General features: G+C 64.8%; 22 protein-coding genes and 2 pseudogenes. 12 read left to right on the forward strand and 12 right to left on the reverse strand.

Annotated elements, in window-relative coordinates; all coding sequences use genetic code 11:
• The first annotated feature begins 3 nt into the window (after positions 1-3).
• Together ACJEIK_RS07620 and thpD are read left to right on the forward strand one after the other, a co-directional pair.
• Complete coding sequence (locus tag ACJEIK_RS07620; protein ID WP_061004310.1) at positions 4-396, forward strand: ectoine synthase; 393 nt, start codon at positions 4-6, stop codon at positions 394-396.
• Positions 393-1,277, forward strand: coding sequence for an ectoine hydroxylase (gene thpD / locus ACJEIK_RS07625; RefSeq protein ID WP_133427341.1), 885 nt, complete (start codon positions 393-395; stop codon positions 1,275-1,277). Before ACJEIK_RS07620 ends, thpD begins: the two co-directional genes overlap by 4 nt.
• A 303-nt stretch (positions 1,278-1,580) precedes the next feature.
• Here thpD and ACJEIK_RS07630 read toward each other — a convergent pair whose 3' ends face one another.
• On the reverse strand, positions 1,581-2,693 hold the full coding sequence (locus ACJEIK_RS07630) for a hypothetical protein (RefSeq protein WP_409431273.1): 1,113 nt from the start codon (positions 2,691-2,693) through the stop codon (positions 1,581-1,583).
• 134 nt (positions 2,694-2,827) lie between these two features.
• Here ACJEIK_RS07630 and ACJEIK_RS07635 point away from each other — a divergent pair.
• Positions 2,828-4,013 (forward strand): annotated as a pseudogene (locus ACJEIK_RS07635) (FAD-binding domain).
• Between the two features lie 129 nt (positions 4,014-4,142).
• Here ACJEIK_RS07635 and ACJEIK_RS07640 read toward each other — a convergent pair.
• Positions 4,143-4,865, reverse strand: a complete 723-nt coding sequence (locus ACJEIK_RS07640) for an alpha/beta fold hydrolase (RefSeq protein WP_409431274.1) — start codon at positions 4,863-4,865, stop codon at positions 4,143-4,145.
• A gap of 285 nt (positions 4,866-5,150) precedes the next feature.
• Between ACJEIK_RS07640 and ACJEIK_RS07645 the strand changes: the two genes are divergently transcribed.
• Positions 5,151-5,459, forward strand: coding sequence for a DUF3040 domain-containing protein (locus ACJEIK_RS07645; RefSeq protein WP_061009540.1), 309 nt, complete (start codon positions 5,151-5,153; stop codon positions 5,457-5,459).
• Positions 5,460-5,684: 225 nt separating this feature from the next.
• Here the strand turns inward: ACJEIK_RS07645 and ACJEIK_RS07650 are convergent, their stop codons facing one another.
• The 4 genes and pseudogenes from ACJEIK_RS07650 to ACJEIK_RS07665 all read right to left on the reverse strand — a co-directional run bounded on the left by ACJEIK_RS07650 (position 5,685) and on the right by ACJEIK_RS07665 (position 9,188).
• On the reverse strand, positions 5,685-5,978 hold the full coding sequence (locus tag ACJEIK_RS07650) for an ANTAR domain-containing protein (RefSeq protein ID WP_110917505.1): 294 nt from the start codon (positions 5,976-5,978) through the stop codon (positions 5,685-5,687).
• 343 nt (positions 5,979-6,321) lie between these two features.
• Positions 6,322-6,963, reverse strand: a pseudogene (locus ACJEIK_RS07655) (1-acyl-sn-glycerol-3-phosphate acyltransferase); the annotation flags it as partial.
• A 30-nt stretch (positions 6,964-6,993) separates the two neighbouring features.
• Positions 6,994-8,177 (reverse strand): IS3 family transposase gene (locus tag ACJEIK_RS07660; RefSeq protein WP_212806691.1). Its coding sequence is split into 2 segments (ribosomal slippage): positions 6,994-7,925 and positions 7,925-8,177, totalling 1,185 coding nucleotides; the frame shifts between segments, so codons are not numbered across the junction.
• Positions 8,178-8,924: 747 nt separating this feature from the next.
• On the reverse strand, positions 8,925-9,188 hold the full coding sequence (locus tag ACJEIK_RS07665; RefSeq protein WP_061009545.1) for a hypothetical protein: 264 nt from the start codon (positions 9,186-9,188) through the stop codon (positions 8,925-8,927).
• A 153-nt stretch (positions 9,189-9,341) separates the two neighbouring features.
• Between ACJEIK_RS07665 and ACJEIK_RS07670 the strand changes: the two genes are divergently transcribed.
• The 6 genes from ACJEIK_RS07670 to ACJEIK_RS07695 all read left to right on the forward strand — a co-directional run bounded on the left by ACJEIK_RS07670 (position 9,342) and on the right by ACJEIK_RS07695 (position 15,636).
• Complete coding sequence (locus ACJEIK_RS07670; RefSeq protein WP_061009555.1) at positions 9,342-11,135, forward strand: thiamine pyrophosphate-requiring protein; 1,794 nt, start codon at positions 9,342-9,344, stop codon at positions 11,133-11,135.
• Positions 11,135-11,587: a hypothetical protein gene (locus ACJEIK_RS07675; protein WP_082761787.1), complete on the forward strand. Its 453-nt coding sequence runs from the start codon at positions 11,135-11,137 to the stop codon at positions 11,585-11,587. Before ACJEIK_RS07670 ends, ACJEIK_RS07675 begins: the two co-directional genes overlap by 1 nt.
• An 86-nt stretch (positions 11,588-11,673) precedes the next feature.
• Positions 11,674-12,297 carry a gluconate 2-dehydrogenase subunit 3 family protein gene (locus ACJEIK_RS07680; protein ID WP_409431275.1) on the forward strand — a complete coding sequence of 208 codons (624 nt, stop codon included), beginning with the start codon at positions 11,674-11,676 and terminating at the stop codon, positions 12,295-12,297.
• Between the two features lie 61 nt (positions 12,298-12,358).
• A complete protein-coding gene (locus tag ACJEIK_RS07685) occupies positions 12,359-13,963 on the forward strand; it encodes a GMC family oxidoreductase (RefSeq protein ID WP_133427350.1) in 1,605 nt (534 codons plus the stop codon).
• A 97-nt stretch (positions 13,964-14,060) separates the two neighbouring features.
• On the forward strand, positions 14,061-15,104 hold the full coding sequence (locus tag ACJEIK_RS07690; protein WP_409431276.1) for an enolase C-terminal domain-like protein: 1,044 nt from the start codon (positions 14,061-14,063) through the stop codon (positions 15,102-15,104).
• 91 nt (positions 15,105-15,195) lie between these two features.
• The gene (locus ACJEIK_RS07695) at positions 15,196-15,636 is read left to right on the forward strand and encodes a hypothetical protein (RefSeq protein ID WP_234785588.1); all 441 of its coding nucleotides are present in this window, start codon (positions 15,196-15,198) and stop codon (positions 15,634-15,636) included.
• Between the two features lie 41 nt (positions 15,637-15,677).
• On the opposite strand, the gene ACJEIK_RS07700 is transcribed toward ACJEIK_RS07695, so the two are convergent.
• The 4 genes from ACJEIK_RS07700 to ACJEIK_RS07715 all read right to left on the reverse strand — a co-directional run bounded on the left by ACJEIK_RS07700 (position 15,678) and on the right by ACJEIK_RS07715 (position 20,110).
• A complete protein-coding gene (locus ACJEIK_RS07700; protein WP_082762300.1) occupies positions 15,678-17,507 on the reverse strand; it encodes a glycoside hydrolase family 15 protein in 1,830 nt (609 codons plus the stop codon).
• A 94-nt stretch (positions 17,508-17,601) separates the two neighbouring features.
• Positions 17,602-18,618: an SDR family oxidoreductase gene (locus ACJEIK_RS07705; RefSeq protein WP_061003474.1), complete on the reverse strand. Its 1,017-nt coding sequence runs from the start codon at positions 18,616-18,618 to the stop codon at positions 17,602-17,604.
• Positions 18,619-18,630: 12 nt separating this feature from the next.
• On the reverse strand, positions 18,631-19,245 hold the full coding sequence (locus ACJEIK_RS07710; protein ID WP_162563861.1) for a DUF4383 domain-containing protein: 615 nt from the start codon (positions 19,243-19,245) through the stop codon (positions 18,631-18,633).
• A 379-nt stretch (positions 19,246-19,624) separates the two neighbouring features.
• Complete coding sequence (locus ACJEIK_RS07715) at positions 19,625-20,110, reverse strand: nitroreductase family deazaflavin-dependent oxidoreductase (RefSeq protein ID WP_061003490.1); 486 nt, start codon at positions 20,108-20,110, stop codon at positions 19,625-19,627.
• 426 nt (positions 20,111-20,536) lie between these two features.
• Here ACJEIK_RS07715 and ACJEIK_RS07720 point away from each other — a divergent pair, with 426 nt between their 5' ends.
• A complete protein-coding gene (locus tag ACJEIK_RS07720) occupies positions 20,537-21,172 on the forward strand; it encodes a hypothetical protein (protein WP_205848878.1) in 636 nt (211 codons plus the stop codon).
• A gap of 22 nt (positions 21,173-21,194) precedes the next feature.
• Here the strand turns inward: ACJEIK_RS07720 and ACJEIK_RS07725 are convergent, their stop codons facing one another.
• Together ACJEIK_RS07725 and ACJEIK_RS07730 are read right to left on the reverse strand one after the other, a co-directional pair.
• Positions 21,195-22,322 carry a sensor histidine kinase gene (locus ACJEIK_RS07725; RefSeq protein WP_409431277.1) on the reverse strand — a complete coding sequence of 376 codons (1,128 nt, stop codon included), beginning with the start codon at positions 22,320-22,322 and terminating at the stop codon, positions 21,195-21,197.
• Positions 22,322-23,056 (reverse strand): response regulator transcription factor, encoded by a 735-nt coding sequence (locus ACJEIK_RS07730; RefSeq protein ID WP_409431278.1) that lies wholly within the window; start codon positions 23,054-23,056, stop codon positions 22,322-22,324. Before ACJEIK_RS07730 ends, ACJEIK_RS07725 begins: the two co-directional genes overlap by 1 nt.
• A 137-nt stretch (positions 23,057-23,193) precedes the next feature.
• Between ACJEIK_RS07730 and ACJEIK_RS07735 the strand changes: the two genes are divergently transcribed.
• The gene (locus tag ACJEIK_RS07735; protein ID WP_409431279.1) at positions 23,194-23,493 is read left to right on the forward strand and encodes a hypothetical protein; all 300 of its coding nucleotides are present in this window, start codon (positions 23,194-23,196) and stop codon (positions 23,491-23,493) included.
• The last annotated feature ends 49 nt before the right edge of the window (positions 23,494-23,542 follow it).

A 23,542-nucleotide genomic window follows, 5' to 3' on the forward strand; every position in this document is an offset into this window, starting at 1 on the left:
CCCATGATTGTCCGCACCACCGCAGAGATCACCGGAACCGACCGCGACGTGGCCGCCGGAACCTGGCGATCCAAACGCATCATCCTCGCCGACGACGGGGTCGGATTCTCGTTCCACGAGACCACGATCGACGCGAACACGGTCAGCGAGTTCCACTACCGGCACCACGTCGAGGCGGTGTGGATCACCGAAGGTGCCGGCGCACTGACCAACCTCGAAACCGGCGAGCGCCATCCACTCGGACCAGGCACCATGTACCTCCTCAACGGCCACGAACGACACCAGATCCGGTGCGACGAGCAGCTGCGGATGCTCTGCGTGTTCAACCCCCCTGTCACCGGGCGAGAAGTACACGACGCCACTGGCGCCTACCCACCCCCGCAGTCGGTCGCGTGAGCGCGCCCGGCGCCGCAACCGCTGTAGTCGAGGACCGCTATCCGACTCGGCTCGACCACGCGGTCGAACCCATTCCCCGCAGCGAGCCTGTGGTCTGGGGCATGGAGACTGACGGCCCACTGCTGCCGCACGAACTCATGCGCTTCGACGAGGTCGGTTATCTCGTGCGCCCCGGCACTGTCGCCGATGACCTGATCGGACCGCTGCGGGGCGAAACCGACCGAATCGCCATTGATCTCGAGCCGGGCGACCCACGGATCATTCGGGAACCACGCGGGTCCATCCGCTCGATCTTCGAACCACATCTGCTCAGCGAACTCGTCGCGCACGTGGTCGATCTGGACACGGTGCTGCCGGTGGCGCGCCAACTGCTCGGCGGCGATGTCTACATCCACCAGGCCCGTATCAATGTGATGCCCGGCTTCACCGGCACCGGCTTCTACTGGCATTCGGACTTCGAGACCTGGCACGCGGAGGACGGCATGGCCGACATCCGCGCGGTGTCCTGCTCGATCGCCCTCACGCGCAACTATCCGTACAACGGATCACTGATGGTGATTCCCGGGTCGCACCACACGTTCTACCCCTGTGTGGGGGCAACCCCGGACAACCACCACGGCACCTCGCTGATAGCGCAGCAGGTTGGCACGCCCGATGAGACCACCCTCTCCAAGGCTGTCGATCACCACGGCATCGACCAGTTCACCGGCCCACCGGGGACGGCACTGTGGTTCGACGCGAACCTGCTGCATGGTTCAGGATCGAACATCACGCCCCTGCCTCGGTCGAATGTTTTCCTGGTCTTCAATTCGGTCCACAACCGGCTCGGTGAACCATTCGCCGCACCGCGACCGCGGCCCCGATACTTGGCGGCGAGGTAGGTGCCGCAAGGCGCAATGTGAGCGTGACGCCGTGCCGTTGAGGCGACGCGGCTCGGTGAGCGTCTTCAGCGCCCCGGAGATGGCCCCCGCACTGGCGCCGCCGAGGGTGGCGGCCAGTTCGCCCATCGTGACGTCGGTCTGCTCGGTGAACAATAACGTCGCCAGCGCGCCGCCAAAGCCTTGTTCACCCGATACGTCATCGAAAGCCAGGCGTGCGTGCTCGCTGGTGAAAAGTTTTCGTCAGCAAGCTATTTCGTCAGCGGCTTGCGTTCGCCTTGTGTTTCGCGCTTCAGTGCGCCGTGGTCACCGGTGGCAGGTTTCGTAGCGATGAATGAGTGCCTGTTCGCCAGCCGTGGGCTGATAGACGGCCAGGTCGCGTCGGGTGCATCCGCCGATCGTGACCGCGACCGGGCCTCGCGAAACCCCGTAGCCGCCGATGTGGCCGGAAAGTTGGCTACCTGCGGTGTAAAGGACCGGAGCGGGCAATGCTGCGGCCAGGGGTAGGTGCTGGGTGGCGAGGGCGAGGGCCACGTCAAGGGCGTCGGTGCCCGTTGCTTCGGAAAGCCATACCGGTGGAGTGACGGGTCCGTTGATCTGCATGCTGTCGGTATGAGCGATGGTTTGATCGGTGGTCAACCGGCGCCAGAGTTCGAGTTCGGCGGCCGTCGGGAAGCGCCCGGTATACGCGATCTGGTCTTGTGCCCGTGCTGCGCTGACCGTCCAGTTCAGCACCGCCAGGTAGGGGAATCGGGCTGCGATGGTGCTGACCGCGCCGGCGATGTCCATGCTTTGTGTGCCTTCGGGAAGCTCGATATCCGCTCGGTTCGAACTCCCGATCTCCCTGGGGCTCAAGTGCGCCAACGGGTGACTGATCGTGGACCGCAGTGCAACAGTGGCCCCCGGCAGCGTGGTGCGCAGGGCAATCCAGTTGCGGGCCTGGTCGAGGATTTGCGTTGTGTTCGCAATAGGCCGGTCACTGCTGTCTACGGCGAAGACGTTCCAGCCGCGGCGGATCTCGAGTTCGGTGTGATAGTCGCGGTATCGGCCCGATGCGAGATTTTGGAGGTAGGTATCCACGACCGAGGCCAGCTCGTCGGCGGTGAGGCTCTCCGTGGCGTCGAGGTGGATGGCGAACATCACTGCGCCCTCGGCCCAGTGGTTGGCATAGTCGGCGTGAGCGGCTTGCACCCCGGGCATCGAGCCCAGTTGCGCGCTGAGTCGGTTGATGTCGTCACGGCGGTCGGGCACCCGCGTGTCGCATCCGGATAGTGGCACAAATGCCGCAATCATCGCCATGCAGATTGCGGCGCTGCGCAGGCGCGTTCCGAAGTTCCCGCGATAGCCGGTCCTCCTGGGCAGGGCGGCGCCGCGCTGTCGTACCGACCGGCGCCAACCTCCAATGATCGCGAACGGCAACTGTTGCATTATGCGATAATAGGTAATGCGCTGAAGTGACCGCGTCGCCGGCCACGCGCAGCACGAGGAGGCCGCATGCACAACCAGGGCGCGCGGAGGTTTGCACGCCGTGGCGTGATCCGAAGAACAAACTCATGAAGATCGCCATCGTCGGCGCTGGGATCGCCGGGACCACGGCAGCATTCTGGTTGCACCGCAGCGGCTTCGATGTCACCGTGTTCGAGGCGGCGCCCGAGCTGCGCGACGGTGGCTACATCGTCGACTTCTGGGGCGTCGGGTACGAGGTCGCCGAGAAGATGGGACTCGCAGCACAGGTGCACGCGGCCGGCTACGACGTCGAACAGCTCCGCCTGGTCGACCAGAATGGTGGCCGCGTTGGTGGATTCAACACGCGCGCCCTGCGCCGCATGGCAGACGGACGATTCACCAGTGTGGCACGCGGTGACCTGGCACGCATGATCTTCAACTCCGTCGAGGGTCAGGTGTCCACCAGGTTCGGGTCACGCGTGGTCGACATCGAACAATCAGAGGTCGGTGTCAAGGTGCGCCCGCGCAGCGGGCGACCACAATCCTTCGATTTGGTCATTGGTGCAGATGGCACGCATTCAGCGGTGCGACGGGCGGTGTTCGGCCCCGACGATCGGTTCGAAACCGATCTGGGATACCAGGTAGCGGCGTTCGAGGTCCCCGGCTACCGACCACGCGACGAATTGGTCTATCTCGCGCACAGTAGTCCGGGACGCATGATCAGCCGTTTCGCGATGCGGGGCGATCGCACCATGTTTCTCACCGTGTTCACCGACGATCGGCTACCCGGCCCCGCCCCCCCGCACGATCGACGGCATCAAACACGCCCTGTGGCATGTCCTCGGAACAGCTGGGTGGGAATGTCCGCAAATTCTCGCGGCACTGGAGCGAACAGAGGACATCTATTTCGACCACATGAGCCAGATCATCATGGACCGGTGGTCCAACGGACGGGTCGCGTTGATCGGCGACGCCGCCAGCGCGGTATCGCTGCTGGCCGGGGAAGGCACCGGCTTGGCGATGGCGCAGGCGTACGTGCTTGCCGGTGAACTCAACCGCGCCGACACCGATTACCGTCGCGCGTTCGCGCGCCAAGAGCGTCTGCTGCGCGGATTCATCGAAGGAAAACAAGCCGCCGCTCGCCGCTTCGCCGCAGTGTTCGCCCCGACCACCCCGATGGGAGTGTGGGCGCGCAATCAGGCCACCAAACTGCTCGCGCTGCCCTGGTTAGGTCAGCGGATTTGGCGCCGTGAAATCAGCGATGCGTTAGTACTGCCGCAGTACGGCATGTAACCAAGTCCTCCGGCCGCGGTGGAAGGCCGTCTTGGGCATGATTTACGTTGTGGAGATAGGGATTTCGCGGTACCTCGCATCGACGGGGATGCAGAACGCAACGGACCTTGCGGGGGCGGCGTCAGCGAGCTACCGCATATGCTCGAGCACCAACTCGGCAAGCCGCTGCGGTTGGTCGAACTGAATGTACGTGCGGGCGTCGTCGACGACTTCCAGCCGCGCGTAGGGCAGCGTCTGGGTGAGTCGCGCCGCGTCCGACAGCGGGAAAAAGCGGTCTTGCGCGCCCCATACGACGAGCGCAGGCCGCGGAAAATGCTGCAAACGTTTGGCAGCGTCGAGCGTGTGCTTGCACGAAATCCCCTGTAGCACAGTCTGTAGGTCCGTGCGGATGCGGGCGTCACGAAGCGGGGCAAACCATTCTCTGAGCAGCGCGTCGGGTAACGGCCGGATCGTCAGCGGTACGACGGTCAGCGCCGCTCGTCGAAACCACGGCATACGCAACAGCAGGTCCAGGCCGGCGATGAGGCCGGGAACGTAAGCCCCGGCCGCTTCGATGGGGCGAAAAACCGCGGGCGGAAAGTGTTCGAACGCATCGCAATTGGTCAGCACCAACCGGTAGACAACGTCGGGGTGATGGGCGCACAGAATCTGGCACAAGGCACCGCCGGTGTCGTTTCCGACCACGGTGACGTCGGACAGCTGCAACCGCTCGATGAACTCGGCCAGCATTGCCGCAAGCGCCGGCGGGGACAGGTCGGCACCGTTCATCGGTACCGAGTGCGCGCCCAGCGGTAGGTCCGGTATGACGCACCGCGAATGTCCTTCGAGTAGATGCACCAATGGCTCCCACACAGTGCCGTCGACGAACAATCCGTGGACCAGCAGGACGCACGGTCCGCTACCGCGGTCGCGATAATGCAGTCGGCCCGCACTGAGTTCGACTTCGGGAATGGTGCACCTCCCACAAGCAAGGGGAATTCCGCAGAACCGTTTTCCGTGCAGCGAGCGCTCAAACTCAGAGACGGGGATACACTGCAACTATTGTTATAAGCAACACTATACGGCAACGGCCGGCATGGAACCGGACAGTGACGTGCGGGAATCACCTGGCTGTCGATGTGGCATGGGAGGTGCGCCATGGAGCCGTCGCAACGCGAACAGCAGATTCTTGAACAAATCTCAGATGAGTTGGAGCTGGCCGCACCGCGACTGGCCCGCCAGTTCGATGAAATGACATCTGCGACCCGGATTCGGCGTCGGCGACGCACTGCCGCGGCGCCGGTGTTCCTCATTGGTGCGGCGATGATCGGCAGCGCGGTCTTCGTGGCTCCCGGCATCGCCGGCGGGGTGTATGTCGTTGCGGCGTGCAGCTACGCAATGATGTTCACCGCAGCATTCGGCTGGATCGCCGTGCCGCCCAAAGAGGGTCTTCGCCGCCGCAAGTAGCCCGTCGAACCCGCATGTATCCGCCCTGCCTGCAGCGAGGGCTTCGCGTTGGTCACGGTGGTGCTGCGCCGTTCGCGCCGTTAACCGCCTCGCTCCGGCCTGGTCAACTGGTCGGCGGCCGTGTCAGCGACAAGTGCTGTGGTGCTGCCGTGTTCGCCTCGGTTCCGTGCCCGCACCCGCGGAATGGAGTCCGGGCCCAACGTGAGTCCGAGTGCGTTCGAGAGGTCAGCTGGGCCGACGGTGACAGGCAATGAGCTCGCCCCATTGTCTGTTGGCGGCGGCTGAGGCGATCGGATCGCTAGCCAAGGTGTTGCTGCCATCCACCAACTCAACGAGCGCCGAAGCAATCGTGAAGACTGGTACGTGCTGGCGGCGCGCTGCTTCGAGTAATTCACCGAAGGCGTCGTCGCAGCTGCAGCGCCGTAAGGCCATCAGCACTCCCTCAGCGCGGTCGAGAGCCCGCACTCCGGGGCGGAGCTGAACGGTGGTTAGCTGTTGACGGCTCATGACGGTGTCCATCAGCGTGGCTCGATCGCGGTTTCGACCGCGGTGAGGTTGGTCATTGTTGCTCCTGTCGGATCATCTTGTGGTGTAGTCCTTTTCAGATCGCTGCGTGCTCGGCTACACGCGGGTGCAGGTCGGAGTGCGTGTGCCGATCGCACACCGGGGTGGCGCGTCGCCGCCGAATAACAGGGAGACCGCCAGCGCCAGTGCCGCAGCCATGAGGACTGCGGTGACGATTGCGTGTGCTGCGAGGTGGGAATCACCGCATACGGGCGGCTGCGGCGGCCTGAGGAACTCGGAAGCTTCTCCACCGTGCCGCACATCCCCATTCAGTCCACGCCCGGGCTGCTTCTGGGTATCAACCGGTGAAGACATTGTTCCGCGCGGCCAACCGTTGCCGCAGCAGGCAGCTGATGGTTTGACGAACATGGTCTGCGAGGCCAAACACGACCATCGGGTCCTCGGCATCAATACAGCTCGATGTCCTTATGGGCGTGCCGAATTCGATCGACCACTTCGATGGCAGGGGCGCCAAGCCCATCAGGCCAGTCAATGGGAACGTAGGTGTGATCGGGAAATACGGCAGGCCCAGCATTCGGGCCAGCGGCCCCACGTTGGCCACCATCGGATAGATCTCCTCGGATCCCACGATCGCGCACGGAATGATCGGCGCACCCGCCCGCAGCGCCGCTGCCGCGAAGCCGCCGCGACCGAAACGGGCCAAACGGTACCGATCGCCGAAGCACTTACCCAGCCCCTTGTACCCCTCGGGGAAAACAGCTGCCAATTCGCCGTTCGTCAGGAGGCGGTGCGTGTCCGGAGCGCAGGCCAACGTGTGACCGGCCTTGCGTGCAATCGGACCGAGCAAGGGCAGCGTGAACACCAGGTCTGCGGCCAAGATCCGTACGGCGCGGCGGGCGGGATGGTGGTCATGAACCGCGACCGATGTCATCAGCGCATCGAGCGGCAACACCCCCGCATGGTTGGCCACGATCAGTGCTGGGCTTGACCCTGTTTGGTGGACACAGGGTCAGGCGGCTTGTGCCGTCTGATTGATCCGGTTTTCAAACTCGACGGGGCTGATCATGCCCAGTGCGCTGTGACGCCGGCGGCGGTTGTAGACCCGCTCGATCCAGTCACCGACGGCGAGCCTAGCGGCAGCTTTCGTCGGCCACAACCGCCGGTCGTAAAACTCGACTTTCAGTGTCGCCCATAATGATTCAGTCGCAGCGTTATCCCAGCACACCCCGGTACGGCCCACCGACCGCAGCAGGTTGTTCTCCCGGGCGAACCGAGCCAGCTGCGCCGAGGTGTACTGACAGCCCCGATCGGCATGGAAAATCACCTTCTCCGGCAACGGGCCACGCAACGCGATCGCCATCGTCAACGCCGACTCGACAACATCGGTATGCAGGGTATCGGCGATCGCCCAACCGATCACCCGCCGCGAATGCCCGTCCCGTACCGCCGCCAGATACAACCAGCCTTCCCCAGTCCGCAGATAGGTGATGTCGCTGGTCCACACCGCGTTGAGCACACCGGTATCGAAACGACGTTTGACCAGGTCCGGGATCGCTTCGGCATCCGGGTCCGCCACGGTGGTCGGCGGACCGAAAGTGCGCGGACTGATCCCGAACAAACCTTGGCGGCGCAGTGATGCCGCCACCGTCTTGCACGAGACCACCCAGCCATCCTCCCGTAGATCGGCCAGGATGCGCGGTGCGCCGTTCACCCCGTCGGAGTCGGCATGAAACCCCGCAACTGCGGTGTCGAGGCGCTTACGGCGCTGCTGGGCCGGCGTAGGACCGGCAGCGTCGGCCACACGCCACTTGTAGAACCCCGACCGCGATACCACCAGCAGTCGGCACATCCGCACAATGCTGAAGTTCGCCTTCTCCGCCTCGATGATCCGGTAAGCATCTACCGGTTCTGTTCGGAGGCGAAGAAGGCTGCCGCTTTTTTTAAAAACTCACGGTCCAAACGCAATTCAGCGTTCTCCTTGCGCAGCCGCTCCAACTCGGCGCGCTCATCAACATCAAGCACCCCGCCAGTATCCCCGGCCGACTCGCGGGCCTGGCGCACCCACCGACCCAACAACTGCTCACCCAGATTCATCTCCGCGGCCACATGCGCGATCGGACGTCCCGTCTCGATCACCAGGCGGGCAGCCTGCTCCCGAAACTCCGGGGTGTACTTCTTACGCTTGCCCGCCATACGGACATCCTTCCCGCAGGACCAGCAGTCCCACCAGTTAGGTGTCCACCATCAGGGGTCAAGCCCAGTGCCGGACCGTCGAAGGGAATATTGTTCACACCAACAACGTCAACCCGAAACCATGTGTTGAACAGTGGACGTAACACCGGCAGCACTACCTGTTCGGCGAACTCGGCGTCATAGCCGAACTCATCCACCATGTAGTCGCCCATCAGACGACGGCAGATGAACGAGGTCATCGCTGCCGCGTCACCTACGACGCCGCCCCGATATCGCGGCAACTGTTCAGTGCCGCCAAGGGCAATGCGCTTCGTGGCGACGTCCCCAAGTGCGGTGCTGGTGTTCCGAAGCGGGCCCGTATCGGCGACTTTCCGGCCATCCGCGGAACGTCGGAGCGATGCGTTCCTTCCGGCGTGCGAAGCTCGCCTGTCGAGCTCGATAACGGTTGCGGCGTGGGGACTGGCCATCGTGTACTCCTGTATTTGCGTCGTGGCGCGGCAGATGAGTGATCCCCGCCTCGCCTCATCGCGAAGCTGATCCATTCCCGCACTTGGCAACTATTGCAATATGCTACCGAAACGTTCACGACACAACCCGCGCCTGCGCGGTGACCGCGGCGGCATCAGCGAAGGACGGGATTGATGACCGACTCACGAATACTGCAGTGGCATAGATATATTCGTGTCGTGAACTGGAGTTACAACCTCAGTGGTTGGGGCAGTCAGCGGCCGTTTGGACTCACTGCGCTCAGGGGTTGTCCAGGCAATTCAACTCGATCACGAAGCAACTCCACGAGTGGTCGGGCCCGGCGGGGGCCCGGCCTTCGCCGAAGGCCTCGCCGGTCGCGGCTGAGGCTCCGCCACCTCTCGGATGCCGAGCGATCAGCTGCTGGTAGTTCACCACCACCAAGGCAATGATCAGCAGCACTGCTGACATTGCCGGAATCAGCAACGCCAGATCACCGTCGAGGGCCCGCAGTGCGGCTTCGATCGCGTAGGCGACCGACGACACCGGATCTGCAACTGCCGTCGCGTCCTCAGACCTGGGATTTACCTAAGAGTTGGTCACGGCAGGTGTCAGGAGGCGCAAAACGGGGATGCCGCTATTTGTGATGCTGCGGGCCACGTAGCGCGAGCGCTCGAGAATCGTTGGGAAGTGATCACTTTGTCGGACACGGTTGCTGATGTGTTGTTAGCCCGATTGCGGGACTGGGGTGTGAAACAAGTTTTCGGCTTCCCTGGCGACGGGATCAACGGCCTACTCGCGGCGTGGGGGCGCGCGGACGATAGTCCGCAGTTCGTGCAAGCTCGACACGAGGAGATGGCGGCGTTCGAGGCGGTCGGATTCGCCAAGTTCTCGGGCCATTTCGGCGTGTGCGTTGCGACCAGCGGACCCGGCGCGGTGCATCTGCTCAACGGGCTCTATGACGCCAAGCTCGACCATGTGCCGGTGGTTGCCATCGTCGGTCAGACCGAGCGATCAGCGATGGGCGGCTCCTATCAGCAGGAGGTTGACCTGATCAGCCTGTTCAAGGACGTGTGCAGCGATTACGTGCAAATGTGCACCGTGCCCCAACAGTTGCCCAACCTGATCGATAGGGCAATCCGCACCGCGCTCAGCCAGAGCGCCCCAACCTGTCTGATCTTTCCGTCCGACGTGCTCGAACTCGACTACGAGCCGCCCGGACATGCCTTCAAGCAGGTGCCGTCCAGTCTTGGGCTGAGCCCCGCTCGGGTGGCCGCCGACGATGAGGCGGTACTTCAGGCTGCGGCGATCCTCAACGCCGGGCAGAGAGTCGCGATGCTGGTCGGCCAAGGTGCGCGCGGCTGCGCCGACGAGCTGACCGAAGTCGCCGACCTGCTCGGGGCCGGGGTAGCCAAAGCGCTGCTCGGTAAGGACGTACTGCCTGATGACTTACCGTGGGTGACCGGTTCGATCGGCCTGTTGGGTACCACGGCAAGTTGGCACCTGATGATGGACTGCGACACGTTGCTCACCGTCGGATCCAATTTCCCCTATACGCAATTCCTGCCCAAGCTCGACCAGGCGCGCGGTGTGCAGATCGACCGTTCGGGGCAGTGGATCGGCATGCGCTATCCGTACGAATTGAACATCGTCGGCGACGCCAAGGCGACACTGCAGGCGCTGATTCCGTTGTTACAACGCAAGACTGACCGCTCCTGGCGCGAGAAAGTCGAACACCACGTAGAGAAGTGGTGGAACACCGTCGAACGCCGGGCGATGACCACGGCCGACCCGATCAACCCGATGCGGATCTTCTACGAGCTGTCCCAGCGGCTGCCGTCCAACGCGATCGTCGCCGCGGACTCGGGTTCGTCGGCCAATTGGTATGCCCGCCAACTCAAGTTCACCTCGGGTGTGCGGGGATCGTTGTCGGGCACGTTAGCGACGATGGGTCCGGGGGTTCCGTACGTGATCGGCGCCAAATGGGCTCATCCCGACCGGCCGGGCATCGCCTTCGTCGGTGACGGCGCAATGCAGATGAACGGGCTCGCCGAACTGATCACCATCACCAGATACTGGCGGCAGTGGGCCGACCCCCGGTTGATCGTCGCGGTGCTGCACAACAACGATCTCAATCAGGTCACCTGGGAGATGCGCGCGATGGAGAACTCTCCGAAGTTCGCCGCCTCACAGTCGCTACCTGACGTCGACTACGCCGGGTTCGCGCGCAGCCTAGGTTTGCGCGGCGAAAACATCGACGACGCTGGCGAACTGGGTGCCGCGTGGGAGCGCGCATTGGCGGCCGACCGGCCAACCGTGCTCGATGTGGTGTGCGATCCGGATGTTCCGCCGATCCCCCCACATGCCACATTCGAACAGGCGAAGTCCTTGGTCATGGCAGTGCTCGGCGGCGATGACGACGCGGGCGGGTTCATCAAACAGGGACTCAAACAGAAAGTGCAGCAGTACCTTCCGGGCGAGAAGGACGCGTGATGCAGCTCCTCGAGGAAGCGCTGCATGACATCAGGACCGGCCGTTTCGAGCGCACGCTGGCGGCGCTGACCGCTGTCGGCGCCGCCATCACTGCTGGCGAAATCTACTTCTCGCACGATGCCGCCAGCTTCGGCAACAAGATGATGTATTGGCCGATCGTCGTGCTGCCCACCGCGATCCCCGCCGGCGTGGCCGGGTTCTTCTCCCAGCGTGCGGCGCGCACGGTGCTGCCACTGACCAGCGCAGCGATCGTGATCAACGGACTGCAGGGCACCTACTTGCACTGGCGTGGTATCCGGCAGCGGCCCGGCGGACTGACGAAATACAACATGGAGTCAGGTCCGCCAGCATTTGCGCCACTGCTGGCATCGTTGGTTGGCGGTATGGGCTTGCTCGCAGCAGTGCTGCGCCGAGAGAGCTTGTCGCTGCATCGAGACGGGGCTGACCACTGATGCCGTTTCGTCCACCGTCTCAGCACGCGGTAACTCCGCAGGGGCAAGGCCGGTTCCCGGGGTTTGATGTCCTGGATCAGGCCCATGTGTGGGATGCCGCGACTGCCGGAGTGGTGCTGGCACGGCTGACATTGCCAAATGCTTTGTCATTCTTCACCACTGACGAAGCGGGCGTCGCTGAACCGATGCTTGACCTGCTACTGGGCCAAGACGGCGAACCGAGGGTGCCGGTACTTGCATTGATCGACCAACGACTCTCAGTGGGCGAAACCGACGGCTGGCACTATGACGATCTACCCGAGGACGGCCAGGCCTGGCGCGCCACCCTCGCACACCTCAACGAGGACGCGCAGGCCCACCACGGCACCAAGTACGCCGAATTGTCGCGCCGCAGGCAGGGGCTTCTGCTGCAAGACGTGCAGGACCTCGCTGCTGCCGGCGATCCATGGCACCGGTTGCCCGCCAAGCATGTCTGGAGCCTGTGGATGCGCTACGCCACCACCGCGTTCTACTCACATCCGTGGGCATGGAACGAGGTCGGCTTCGGCGGCCCCGCCTATCCGCGCGGCTACCTCAATCCAGGCGTGAACGCACGTGAAACGTGGGAAGTGGCCGACCATCTCAATGACGACCCGATCCCGTTTGCCGCGCGCGTCGAGCAAGCCCGCAGGGCGCACGACGACATCGCAGGAAGGTCGGCGAGTGGCTGACGGCCATGGGGTACGCGCGCGTAACGAATCCGCCTGGCTCATTCCCAACGATGGGTCACGGATGAATCATCGGTTGCGCCACGACATGCGTCGCTACGACCACAGCGACGAGGTCGACGTAGTCATCGTGGGCGCCGGTGCCGGAGGTGCGACCCTGGCTCAGCGGCTGGCGCGGGCGGGCTGGCACGCCGTCGTGCTCGACGCCGGCCCGTTCTGGGATCCCGATACAGACTGGGTCAGCGACGAGCGTGCCTCGCATGTGCTGTATTGGACCGATCCCAGGCAGATCGGCGGTGCCGATCCGGTTCCTTTGGGGTCCAACAACTCCGGGCGGGGCGTCGGTGGATCGATGGTGCATTACGCAGGGTACGTGCCGCGTTTTCACCCATCGGACTTCCACACGCTCAGCGCCGAGGGCGTGGGCGCAGACTGGCCTATCAGCTATGAACAGCTGCGGCCCTACTACGAGCAGATCGAGGCCGAGCTGCCCGTGGCCGGACAGCACTGGCCATGGGGCGACCCCCACGATTACCCGCACAGTCCTCACCCCGTCGGCGGCAACGGCATGGTCGCTCTGCGGGGCGCGGAGCGGCTCGGCATCCAGATGCGAGTCGGGCCGGTGGCAATTCCGAACGGCCGGTTCGGTAACCGGCCGCATTGCATCTATCGCGGGTTCTGTATCCAAGGCTGCAAAGTCAACGCCAAGGCCAGTCCGTTGATCACCCACATTCCCGACGCGCTGGCCCACGGCGCCGAAATCCGGCCCGACTGCCATGTCACGCGCGTGCTCGTCGACGATCGCACCGGGCGCGCGACCGGCGTGGAGTACCTGCACGCCGGTGTCCTTCGGCGGCAACGCGCCGCCGCCGTCGTCGTCGCCGGCTACGCGATCGAGACACCGCGGCTCCTGCTGCTGTCCGCCACCCCCCGGTATCCCCAGGGGTTGGGCAACGACCACGATCACCTGGGTCGCCATCTCATGGTTCAGGGCGCTCCTCAAGTGGCGGGCCGGTTCAGCGACGAGATCCGCATGTACAAAGCGCCACCACCCGAGGTTTGCTCCGAGCAGTTCTACGAGACGGACCCGACCAAGACCTACCAACGTGGCTGGTCCATCCAGACCGTCAGTCCGATGCCGATCAACTGGGCCGAACATGTTGGAGCGCAAGGCCATTGGGGATGCACGCTGCGTGAGTACATGCGCGACTACGTGCATTGGGCGACCTTGGGTGCATTGTGCGAATTACTGCCGCAGCCTGACAATCGTGTGACGCTGGCCGACGAGAAAGATCGCCACGGGCTTGCCGTCGCGCATTTCGCCTACTCTCAATGCGACAACGACAAGAAGCTGATCAAGGCTGCCGGCGCAGTCATGGGCGACATTTTGCGCGCGGCCGGCGCCGAGGAAGTCATCACGATCGAGCGTTACGCTCATCTTGTCGGCGGGGCACGGATGGCGGCACGCGCAGAAGAAGGCGTCATCGACTCTGAGCACCGAGTGTATGGCGTCGACCGGCTCTATGTCGTCGACGGCAGCACGATGCCGACACAGGGCGCGGCCAACCCGGCGTTGACCATCATGGCGCTGGCCGCGCGCGCTGCTGATCTGATGGTCGACCACGCTGCATGCCGTGCGTCTAGTGAGAAGCGCTGTGCACGTGAATAACTCAACGATCGAGCATGTCGATGTCGAGGTCTACCGCGTCGGCACGCCGCAGGCCGAGGCCGACGGCACCTTGTGTTGGGATGCGACCACTGCAGTCGTGGTGCAGGTGCACGCGGGCGACACCACCGGTCTGGGGTGGACGTATAGCTCGTCATCGGCCGCCGGAGTCATCCGCGAGGAGCTGGCCGCCGTGATCTGCGGCCGCGATCCGTTCGATATCCGAGGGGCGTGGCAGGTGATGCACCGCCACTGCCGCAACTTCGGCACGCGGGGCCTGGTCATGCAAGCGCTGAGCGCGGTCGACATCGCGCTATGGGATCTCAAGGCGCGGCTCTGTGACCTGCCGCTCACCGTGATGTTGGGCCAGGCGCGGTCGGCGGTGCCGATCTACGGTTCCGGCGGCTTCACGACCCTCGATGAGATCGGGCTCGGCGAACAGATATCGGAGTGGCGCGCCGCCGGATGCCGGTCGATGAAAATCAAGATCGGTCAAGATTGGGGAACCGCCGTTGCCCGCGACCTGTCTCGGGTCGAACAGGTGCGGGAGCTTGCTGGTGCAGAGGTGGACCTGATGGTCGACGCGAACGGCGGCTACACGCTCGGCCAGGCCCGCCGTGTCGGCGCCGCTCTTGACGATCTGGGGGTGGTGTGGTTCGAGGAACCGGTCAGTAGCGACGACATTGCGGGTCTGGGCGTCCTGCGTAACGCGCTGCGCTGCGATGTCGCGGCCGGCGAATACGTCAGCGACCTCTACGGCGCGCGGCAACTGGCCCCCGCACTGGACTGCCTGCAACTCGACGCGACCCGCTGTGGTGGCTACACCGGCTGGCTGGGCTGCGCCGCCGTCGCAGCGTCCCGCAATCTGCAGGTTTCGGCGCATTGCGCGCCGGCATTGCACGCCCCTGTAGCCGCCTGCGTTACCAATCTGCGCCACGTTGAGTACTTCATCGACCACACCCGACTGGAACCAGTGCTCTTCAACGGCGTGCCCGCGGCAACTGGCGGCACACTCACCCCCTGCACCACCGAGCCCGGCCACGGCATGTCGCTGGCGCCCACCGCCAAGCGATACCGCCGATCACTGCAGGAGTTCACTCCGTCCATCGACCAAAAGAAACGTCATGAACAGCAACGCAATTGACCACGCGGTTTGCGGCAGCTCCACGTTTGCTTCTCGCGACCCATCGAAGAGCCCTCCGCCGGCTCGGCCACGAATACGCAGAATCGAACTGGTGCGCGCCTGCTGGGCGGCGGCACTGCTGTTCGCGCCGCGACAGGTCATCGGGAACATCCACGACGCCAAGGTCGATGCGAAGAGTGTGCTGATCGCCCGGGCGCTCGGCGCCCGTCATCTCGCTCAGGCCGTGCTGTCTGGATTGCGGCCGAGCCCTGAGGTGCTCGCGTTGGGGGTGTGGGTTGACGCCGTCCATGCGCTGACTGCGCTTGCACTGGCGGGCAGCGATCACTCCCGCGTCCGTACGGGGTTAGCTGATGCGGCGGTCGCAACCACCTGGGCGGGCACCGGATATCGCGACCTTGTCGCCGCTACGGCAACCCCTCCTACGCAACGGCGTCGGCGAGATCACCTGGCGCGCATCATGCTCAGCATGATCCCAGCTGGAGACCCGCTGATGCGGCGGGCGGGCCCGCGGCGTCCGACCACGTTCAGTTGATGGCGAAGATCGACGCCATTGGTGCTCTGCGCTCGCACGGCTCAGGCGCCGTCTTCGGTAAGGGCAAACGAGGCTTCGAAGTACAGCGCATGCACGAAGGCCTGTGGGAGATTGCCCCGCAGCTGTCGTTGCTTGACGTCGTATTCCTCGGTGAACAGTCCTGGTGGGCCGCACGATGCGCGGCTGCGTTCAAACCATCGCACCGCAGCGCGGCGGCGTCCTTGCTGCTGCTCGGCGAGTGCCATCGCGAAACCGCACAGCAGGAAGGCGCCTTCGGCATCGCCGAGCCGAACTCCGTTGTGGCGGAACCGATATAGGTAGCCCTGGGAACTGAGTTGCTTGCGCACCGCCGCCAGTGTGGCTTGGCAGCGCGGGTCATCGGCCGGGACAGCGCCGCGAAGCGCGGGCAACAATAACGCCGCGTCAACCCGTGGGTCGCCCGGGGCACGTTGCCATCGGCCACTCGGGTGCAGGCAGTCGGTGTCGGCATCTGCGACGATCGCATCGGCGAATGCTGACCACTCGCCCGCCTGCGTGCGCGGGGCGATCTTGGCTATCGCGCGCAGCCCGGCGGCACAACTCAATCGCGAATGCGCCCAGCGCGCGTTGTCGAGTTCCCAGATGCCCGCGTCAGGTTGCCGCCACCGTTGCCTGATCGCGCTCACCGCAGCTTCGACTGCCGACCACAGTGTGCGGTCGAGGCGGTCGAGGCGGCCCGCTGTCGCCAACAATGACAAAGCTTCGCCAAACGCGTCGAGCTGGAACTGGCGGTTGACCCAGTTACCGGTCTTGACCACACCGCCACCCGGATATCCGGGCAAGGCCAGTCGGTGTTCGTCGGGCACCAGGCCGCCGACCACCGTGTAGGCCGGTTTGAGCTCAGGGCCATCGGCAATGAGCCGTTCAGCGACAAAGCGCACTGAGCCGTCGAGCAGCTCGCCGGGCCCGGCAGCGGCAACGCCCAGGCCGGCATAGCACTGGTCGCGGATCCAGGCGTAGCGGTAGTCGTAATTGCGCCCTTGTTCGGCCCGTTCGGGAAGCGACATCGTCGCCGCTGCCACCATTCCGCCGCGCGCGCTGGTCAGTCCCCGCAGCACCGCGTAGGCGTGGCACGTATCCCGGTCGGCCAGTGAGCCGGTGAAGGCGGGCACTGCGGCGTGCCAGGCATCTTCGGTGGTGCGCCAGTATCGCCGGGGCTCGACAGGATCTGCCCGAATCGGGCAGTCGGCGATCTCGAGCACCAGATCATGAGTACCGCCGGCGGGCACGATGATCTGCGCTTCAGCCGATCCATCAGGGAGAATCACGATGTCGGCGCCGGCATTCCAGCGGATCCGGAACCGTCCCGACGATGCGGCCAGCCCGCCCGCGAAGCGCTCATCAACGGTCATGGGCAGGGAGCCGAAATCCGCACGAACGTCGAGCCGAGCGCGGACCACGGCGTCGCCGTCAACGGCAATGATGCGGCGCAACACGACCGCGTTGTGCGGGTCGCCGGGAAACGCCAACGCTTCCCTGCATTCAATGATGCCGACGGTGCTGACCCAGCGCGACCGCCAGATCAGTGACCGCGGCTCGTAGTACCCGCCCCACACAAAACGGTTTCCGGCGGGCGTCACCGAATACCCTCCGGCGCCGCCGATGAGCGAGGAGAAGACGGCCTCCGAATCCCAGCGGGGAACACATAACCAGGCGTAATCGCCGCGAGGACCCACTACGACGCCTCGTTCACCGTCGGCCAATAATGCATAGTCGCGCAACACCTCTGGCGAACACAGGGCGGATGTTGCGTCGTCGCCGCGCCCCTGCGCGCCGGCACCCGATGGATCGCGACCGGGTCCGTCATCACTCACCGGCGTCAGATCATTCATGAGAACCTCCCCAACCGCTGCCCCCGGCTCCCGGTACCGGCACGAGCTCTAGCAGCGCGACGCTGCGATCGTCGACTTGATCTGGATCGTTCAATCAGCCTTGCCAGATGCGGTACACGGCGGCGCTCAGCGCTGCGACACCAGCTGCGGCTACCGCAGCAGCGGTCATACCAGCGTGTTGCGACACCCACAGCTGTGGCGACACATCATGTGAGCGCGGGTCGAATATCCCGTGCGCTCCGTGGTCGGCGCCCGCCGCGTCATCGCGAGGTTCCCACAAGTTGTTCGGCCTGTCGGGCTCGACCGGTTCATCGGTCTGCTGGGATACATAACCGTTCCTCGCCAGGTAGCGATCCAAGAGTGCGGGAACACACCGTTGGCCCAATATTGTTGCGGCAGTGCTCATCCCGACCCAATATTGTTTGCGGCGAGGATGCTGTGCAGCGTAAAGAACCGCCCGGGCCGCTACCTCGGGTTGATAGATCGGCGGTACCGGCTGTGGGTGACGTGGCAGCCGCGACAGCACCCAGCTGAACTGGGGAGTGTTGACCGCAGGCATCTGCACAACGGTGATGTGGATGTTGCTCTGATCGTGCATCAGTTCCGTGCGTATCGATTCGGTGAAACCGTTGATGGCGTGCTTGGCGCCGCAGTACGCCGACTGTAGTGGGATGGCACGCGCGCCCAGCGCCGAACCGACCTGCACGATTGTGCCCGCATCGTGTTGCCGCATCCGAGAGAGCGCGGCCATGGTGCCGTGCACATACCCGAGATAACTCACTTCGGTGACTCGACGGTATTCGTCTGCCTTGATCGCGTGAAACGGAGCAAACACCGAGGTGAACGCGACGTTGATCCACACGTCAATAGGGCCGAAGGTCTGTTCGACCAGGGCTGCCGCGGCATCGACCTCGGCGTACTGCGCGACGTCGGTAGGAATGGCCAGCGCCTGTCCGCCGCGTTCCACCACGTCCTTCACTGCGCCTTCGAGCCCGGCCTGGCCTCGCGCGAGCAGCGCGACCTTGTCGCCGCGAGCCCCGAACAGTCGCGCTGCGCAACGCCCGATTCCGGCGCTGGCTCCGGTGATGACGACGGTCCGCGATGTTGTCATAAGCGGTCTCCTTCAAACTGGCTTCGGTGGTGCGGGGCTTTCTCGGCCGGCGATTGTTCTGGGGGACCTTGTGATGACGGGTTTGACCTTTGGGGTGTCGTTGCCGTCGGCATTTGCCGGCTGACAATCCGAGCCCGCCGATATTGCGGAAGATTGCGTGGCGTCCGGCACACTGAGGTCTGGTGTCTGCGTGCGCGGCCGTTTGATCCAGTCCGGCCCCTCGAGCGCGTCAGGAACAAGCCAGTACAAAATCGCGACATTTGCGGCGGCCACCAACCCGTGCACAATAATTTCTGGGGTGTGCAGTCCCAACGGTCCCGGCTCGTGATGGGCGGCGGCGACGGCCCCCGCCACCATCAGCGCCACAAACATCACAGCGCCCAGGGAAGTGACCGCGACCGCGAGGCGACGGTAAGCCGCGCTTAACACTGCCAGAACCCCGAATCCGGCGAAAACGGCGCTGTGCCAAGGGGTCAACGCCAGCACCCATACTGGCGCGCCCGCCGCCCCCTCCTCGGGATGGGTTGCCAAGGAAACGAATCCAGCGGATCCGAGAAGGATCAGCGCCATGCCTTCGCCGACGAGGAACCACCGTCCCGTGCGGAAATGCCGCGGATTACGGCTCACCTGTCGCATCCCCGCGGTGAGACGCCCGAACGGTCCTCTGGTGAGTGGCGACACAAGACTCAACCCTCGCTCGGTCGATCGCGGTCGTAATCTTCTAATGGATTGATCACCTCTCGCCAATACCCCGTCCTCGCTCTTATACGCATCAATCTCCAAACTCTCAGCGAGCGGACAAACCTGGGAACCTCGATGGCCACGCGCCGACTCTGGCCCTTTGCAATGTTCGTTCGGCTCATGATGCCGAATCCGTTGCGTGCGAGTGAGCGCAAGAACCCGCCATCAGCAAGACGCTGCTGCTCTCCGATTCGTGACAACGGCACGGAAGCAACATGTTTCGGTCCGTGACCTCGTATTGCCCTCGATCGGTGAGTCCATCTCGCTACAGGGAGCGCGGGATGAACCGGACGAATGGCATATGTCGCCCTGCTTCCCGGAAATCGGCCTCCGAACCATCGACCTCGAACCCCATGACCCGCGGTAGAAGGAACCTGGCCACCAGGCGGTGACGCGTCGCGTAGCGGGCAAAGATCTCCGCACCCTCATCTGTGTCCAGCGCTACCGCGGTTGCGGGCAGGGTGCGCCACCCCACGTCAATGACGACATCCGGACTGTGCATGACATTCTGGTACCAGTCCGCAGTTGGCCCCCACCCCGAGGCGACGACAAAGCTATCGTCAGCCGGATCGTGCTCGACGACCTCCAGCACCGCCTGACGTGGCTCACCAGACACTCGACCTAGGTGATGAAGCCGCATGATGCGCTCTGCGCACACCCAGCCAAGGTGGGCTCGGAACATATAGAGGGGCAGCCGATACAGCAGCCGGCTCAATCCGTCTGGAGGTCTTACGTGTTTGACGATCTTCACAACTGTCATCCTTTCCGCACCCGTGGATGCGCGTCATGGACAAGTGTCACGGCGTGCCGAATACCAGCCGACCGACGGACTCGTCACACACAATGCTACTGCAACTATTGCGCAGAGCAATTGATTGCGTCGCGACTCCCGCTGGTATCCGCCCATGTCGACACAAAGCCATCAAAGCAATTGCGCTGTAACGAAATAAGCTCCACTGGTTGAGATCGTCGCGCAGAAGGTAGTCGAGGCTGTTGTTGGTTGCAGAGTGAGGGCCCGGTCCGATGCGTTGGGGGCCGGGCAAGGTGGCCATGGCGGCGGTCGTTCCACGCAACCCGGAATGCGCACTGCGGCTCGCCGCAATCGCGGAACGCCGAACTACAACCAGTGACGACGACTCGGCCCGACCAGTGGGGGAGTCCGTGTGAGAATCGGGGCATGGGGCGTGCAGGGGGAAAGGGCCCGATCGGCAGAGTGATCGGGACGCTGTTCGGGTTCGGGATGTTGGCGCTGGCGGTGGTGATCTTCCTCGGGGCCAAGGTCGACCCGGCCGAGTTGATCAGATCGGGCGACGTGGTGACGCCCACCGAACGTGTGCACGTCGTGTATCTCGACCGATCGCAATCGAACATTCGTTGCACGGCAACGACATCTGGCGGTCAGGCTGAGCCCTTGGAGCCGTTCACCGGGGCTCACGACGAGAAGCGTTTCGGTGGCAAGCGGCTCTTCCTGATTCCCCGGGGCAAGTACCACCGCGCGGTCGGCGAGTTGCCGCTCGACCGAGGGCCGGTGACCGTGCGGTGTCCCGGAGCGAGCCGGATTTGGGTGAGTGCGCCGCCGAACGGCCGGTCGTGGCCGATTGTCCTCTTCGTCGTGATCGGGGTGGCGTGCCTCGTGGTGTTCGTCGTGGTGATGGTGCGCCGCCGGGGCGGGAAGAGCGGGCCGTCGTATCCCGTACCGCCGCAACAGGGTTACCCCGGCTACCCACCGCAGGGCTATCCGGGCTATCCGCCGACCGGCTATCCCAATCAGGGCTATCCGCCGAACCCCGATGACCCGAACTCTCCTGGCTAGTTGTGGTCCGGACGCGTTGGGATCAGCCGGCGAGCGACGTTGCGCGGCTGGGCAATTCCACGGTGAACGTCGCACCCGTGCCCACACCGGCACTGGCCGCGGTGATCCGGCCGTGGTGGGCGTCGACGAGGGCCTTGGCGATCGCCAGCCCGATGCCGGAACCGCCGTGCGCCCGGTCGCGCGCCGAGTCGGCCCGGTAGAACCGCTCGAACAGTCGAGGCAGATGCTCGGCGGCGATGCCGTCGCCGTCGTCGGACACCTCGATCCGGACGGAACCGTCAACGTCCGTCGCGACGACTCGCACCGTGCCGCCGGCTTCGGTGTGCCGCAACGCATTGGTCAGTAGATTGGCCAGAACCTGGTCGAGCCGCTGCGGGTCGGCCCACAGCTCAGGCAGTCGCGGGGCGATGTCTGAGTGCAGTTCAACACCTTTGGCGCGGTACGGCGCCGCGAAGGCATCGACTGCTCCGGCGATCAGTGTCGCGGGCACGACGGGCTGCGTATCGACCGACGCCATGTCGCGTTCGGCATCGGACAGTGCCCGCACGTCGGAGCTGAGCCGGGCAAGGCGGCGGGTCTGGTCGCGCAGGACGCCGATGGTCGTGGCGTCGAGAGGGTGGATGCCGTCCTCGATCGACTCCAGATAGGCATCGATGACGGAGACGGGCGTGCGCAGCTCGTGTGCCAGATCGGCCAGCAGCTGGCGCCGGGTGGTCTCGACCGAGCCGAGTTGCTCGGCCATGGTGTTGAAAGCGTCTGCAATGGCGTCGAATTCGGTGCCGAGATGCGGCGGTGAGACGCGGATGTCGTAGTTCCCATCGGCGACGGCGGTTGCGGCGGCGGCGAGTTCGGCGGTCGACCGGTGCATCCGTCGACTCAGATACCAGCTCAGTCCGAGTGCGGTCGTGGCGGCCACCGCGAGTGACATGCCCACCGAGACCGCGGTCGCCTGCCGGAACACATGCTCGTAGGGATGTGGACCGGTGCGCCCGGGGACCAGGACGTCCTGCATCACCTTGCGGAACATCGGCGGGCCGATGATGAGGGCGACGGTCGTCGTGGTGGCGATGGCCGCGACCACGACGACCGCGTTCGTGACGAGGAGCCGACTGCGGATTCCGTGCTTGCTGCGCGGATGGTGCTGGGCCATCAGCTTTCTCCCATCCGATATCCGACGCCTCGCACCGTCGTGACGTAACGCGGCTCGGCCGAATTGTCGCCCAGCTTGCGGCGCAGGTGGCCGACATGGACGTCGACGACGTTGTCGTTGCCGAACCACGATTCACCCCAGACCGCTTCGAGCAGCTGATGGCGCGTCCACACCTGTCGCGGCCGCGAGGACAGTGCCGCCAGCACATCGAACTCGGTGCGGGTCAGCATGATCGGGGCACCGCCGAGCAGAGTCTGTCGGCTGTCGGTGTCGATGTGCAGCTCCCCGAACACGCGTGGCGGCGTCCCAGTCTCGGGGACGGATTCGGGGGCACGGCGGGGCCGCCGCAACATGGCCCGAATCCGGGCCACGACCTCGCGGGGACTGAACGGTTTGGTGACGTAGTCATCGGCGCCGACCGACAGCCCGACGATGGTGTCGATCTCGGTGTCGCGGGCCGTCAGCATCACGACGTACGCGTCGGAGAACACCCGAAGCTGTCGGCATACCTCGATGCCGTCGAGGCCCGGCAGTCCGATGTCGAGGACCACGACGTCGGGGTCGAGTTCGCGGGCGGCGACAAGAGCCGACGGGCCGTCGGCCGCGACTCGTACCTCGAACTGTTCGCGCTTGAGGTAGCTGGCCACGACATCGGCCAGCGCCGCCTCGTCGTCGACGACCAGCGCGCGCAGGCTCGGCGTCGGTTCAGTGCCGTTCACCTGCTCATAGTGCACCCGCGCGGTGGTGCGGTCGACCGGATGACCAGGTCAGCGCCGCGTTCTTTAACGAATCTTCATCGTTCCTCCGGGGAACCCTTGTCGGCCGATTCGAGTCTGGACGACGTCAGAAACCACCGTGAAGGGACATCGACATGATCAGCAAGATCGCTTTCTTCGCCACCGCCGCCGCGGCGCTGGCCGCTGCCACCTTGACCGCCGCCGGCCCGGCGCAGGCCGCCAGTGCGTCCGGCAACAACGGCGCCGACGTCGTCTCCACGCTGCGCAGCGAGGGCTACAACGTGCAGGTCGACGGGGCCCCGAGCGCTCCGCTGTCCGCCTGCACGGTGACGGACGTACACGGGTTGCCGAATCCCGCGGACCCGACCCAGCGCGCGGACACCCGCATGATCAACAACGTCTACGTCGACGTGACCTGTGCGTCGGACTCCTGAGCGGGGTCGCAGCGCGCCGACCGGCGGCGACATGGTTATGTGAGGGGCG

Origin of the sequence: Mycobacterium sp. SMC-16, from assembly GCF_046250085.1 — a bacterium.
Taxonomy (GTDB): domain Bacteria; phylum Actinomycetota; class Actinomycetes; order Mycobacteriales; family Mycobacteriaceae; genus Mycobacterium; species Mycobacterium phocaicum.

Excerpts from the sequence above, each read along its gene's own strand:
- ACJEIK_RS07620 (WP_061004310.1), top strand. The coding sequence starts at position 4 with ATGATTGTCCGCACCACCGCAGAGATCACCGGAACCGACCGCGACGTG.
- ACJEIK_RS07645 (WP_061009540.1), top strand. The coding sequence starts at position 5,151 with ATGGAGCCGTCGCAACGCGAACAGCAGATTCTTGAACAAATCTCAGAT.
- ACJEIK_RS07650 (WP_110917505.1), bottom strand. The coding sequence starts at position 5,978 with ATGGACACCGTCATGAGCCGTCAACAGCTAACCACCGTTCAGCTCCGC.
- ACJEIK_RS07675 (WP_082761787.1), top strand. The coding sequence starts at position 11,135 with ATGCAGCTCCTCGAGGAAGCGCTGCATGACATCAGGACCGGCCGTTTC.
- ACJEIK_RS07685 (WP_133427350.1), top strand. The coding sequence starts at position 12,359 with ATGAATCATCGGTTGCGCCACGACATGCGTCGCTACGACCACAGCGAC.
- ACJEIK_RS07700 (WP_082762300.1), bottom strand. The coding sequence starts at position 17,507 with ATGAATGATCTGACGCCGGTGAGTGATGACGGACCCGGTCGCGATCCA.
- ACJEIK_RS07705 (WP_061003474.1), bottom strand. The coding sequence starts at position 18,618 with ATGACAACATCGCGGACCGTCGTCATCACCGGAGCCAGCGCCGGAATC.
- ACJEIK_RS07720 (WP_205848878.1), top strand. The coding sequence starts at position 20,537 with ATGGGGCGTGCAGGGGGAAAGGGCCCGATCGGCAGAGTGATCGGGACG.
- ACJEIK_RS07725 (WP_409431277.1), bottom strand. The coding sequence starts at position 22,322 with ATGGCCCAGCACCATCCGCGCAGCAAGCACGGAATCCGCAGTCGGCTC.
- ACJEIK_RS07735 (WP_409431279.1), top strand. The coding sequence starts at position 23,194 with ATGATCAGCAAGATCGCTTTCTTCGCCACCGCCGCCGCGGCGCTGGCC.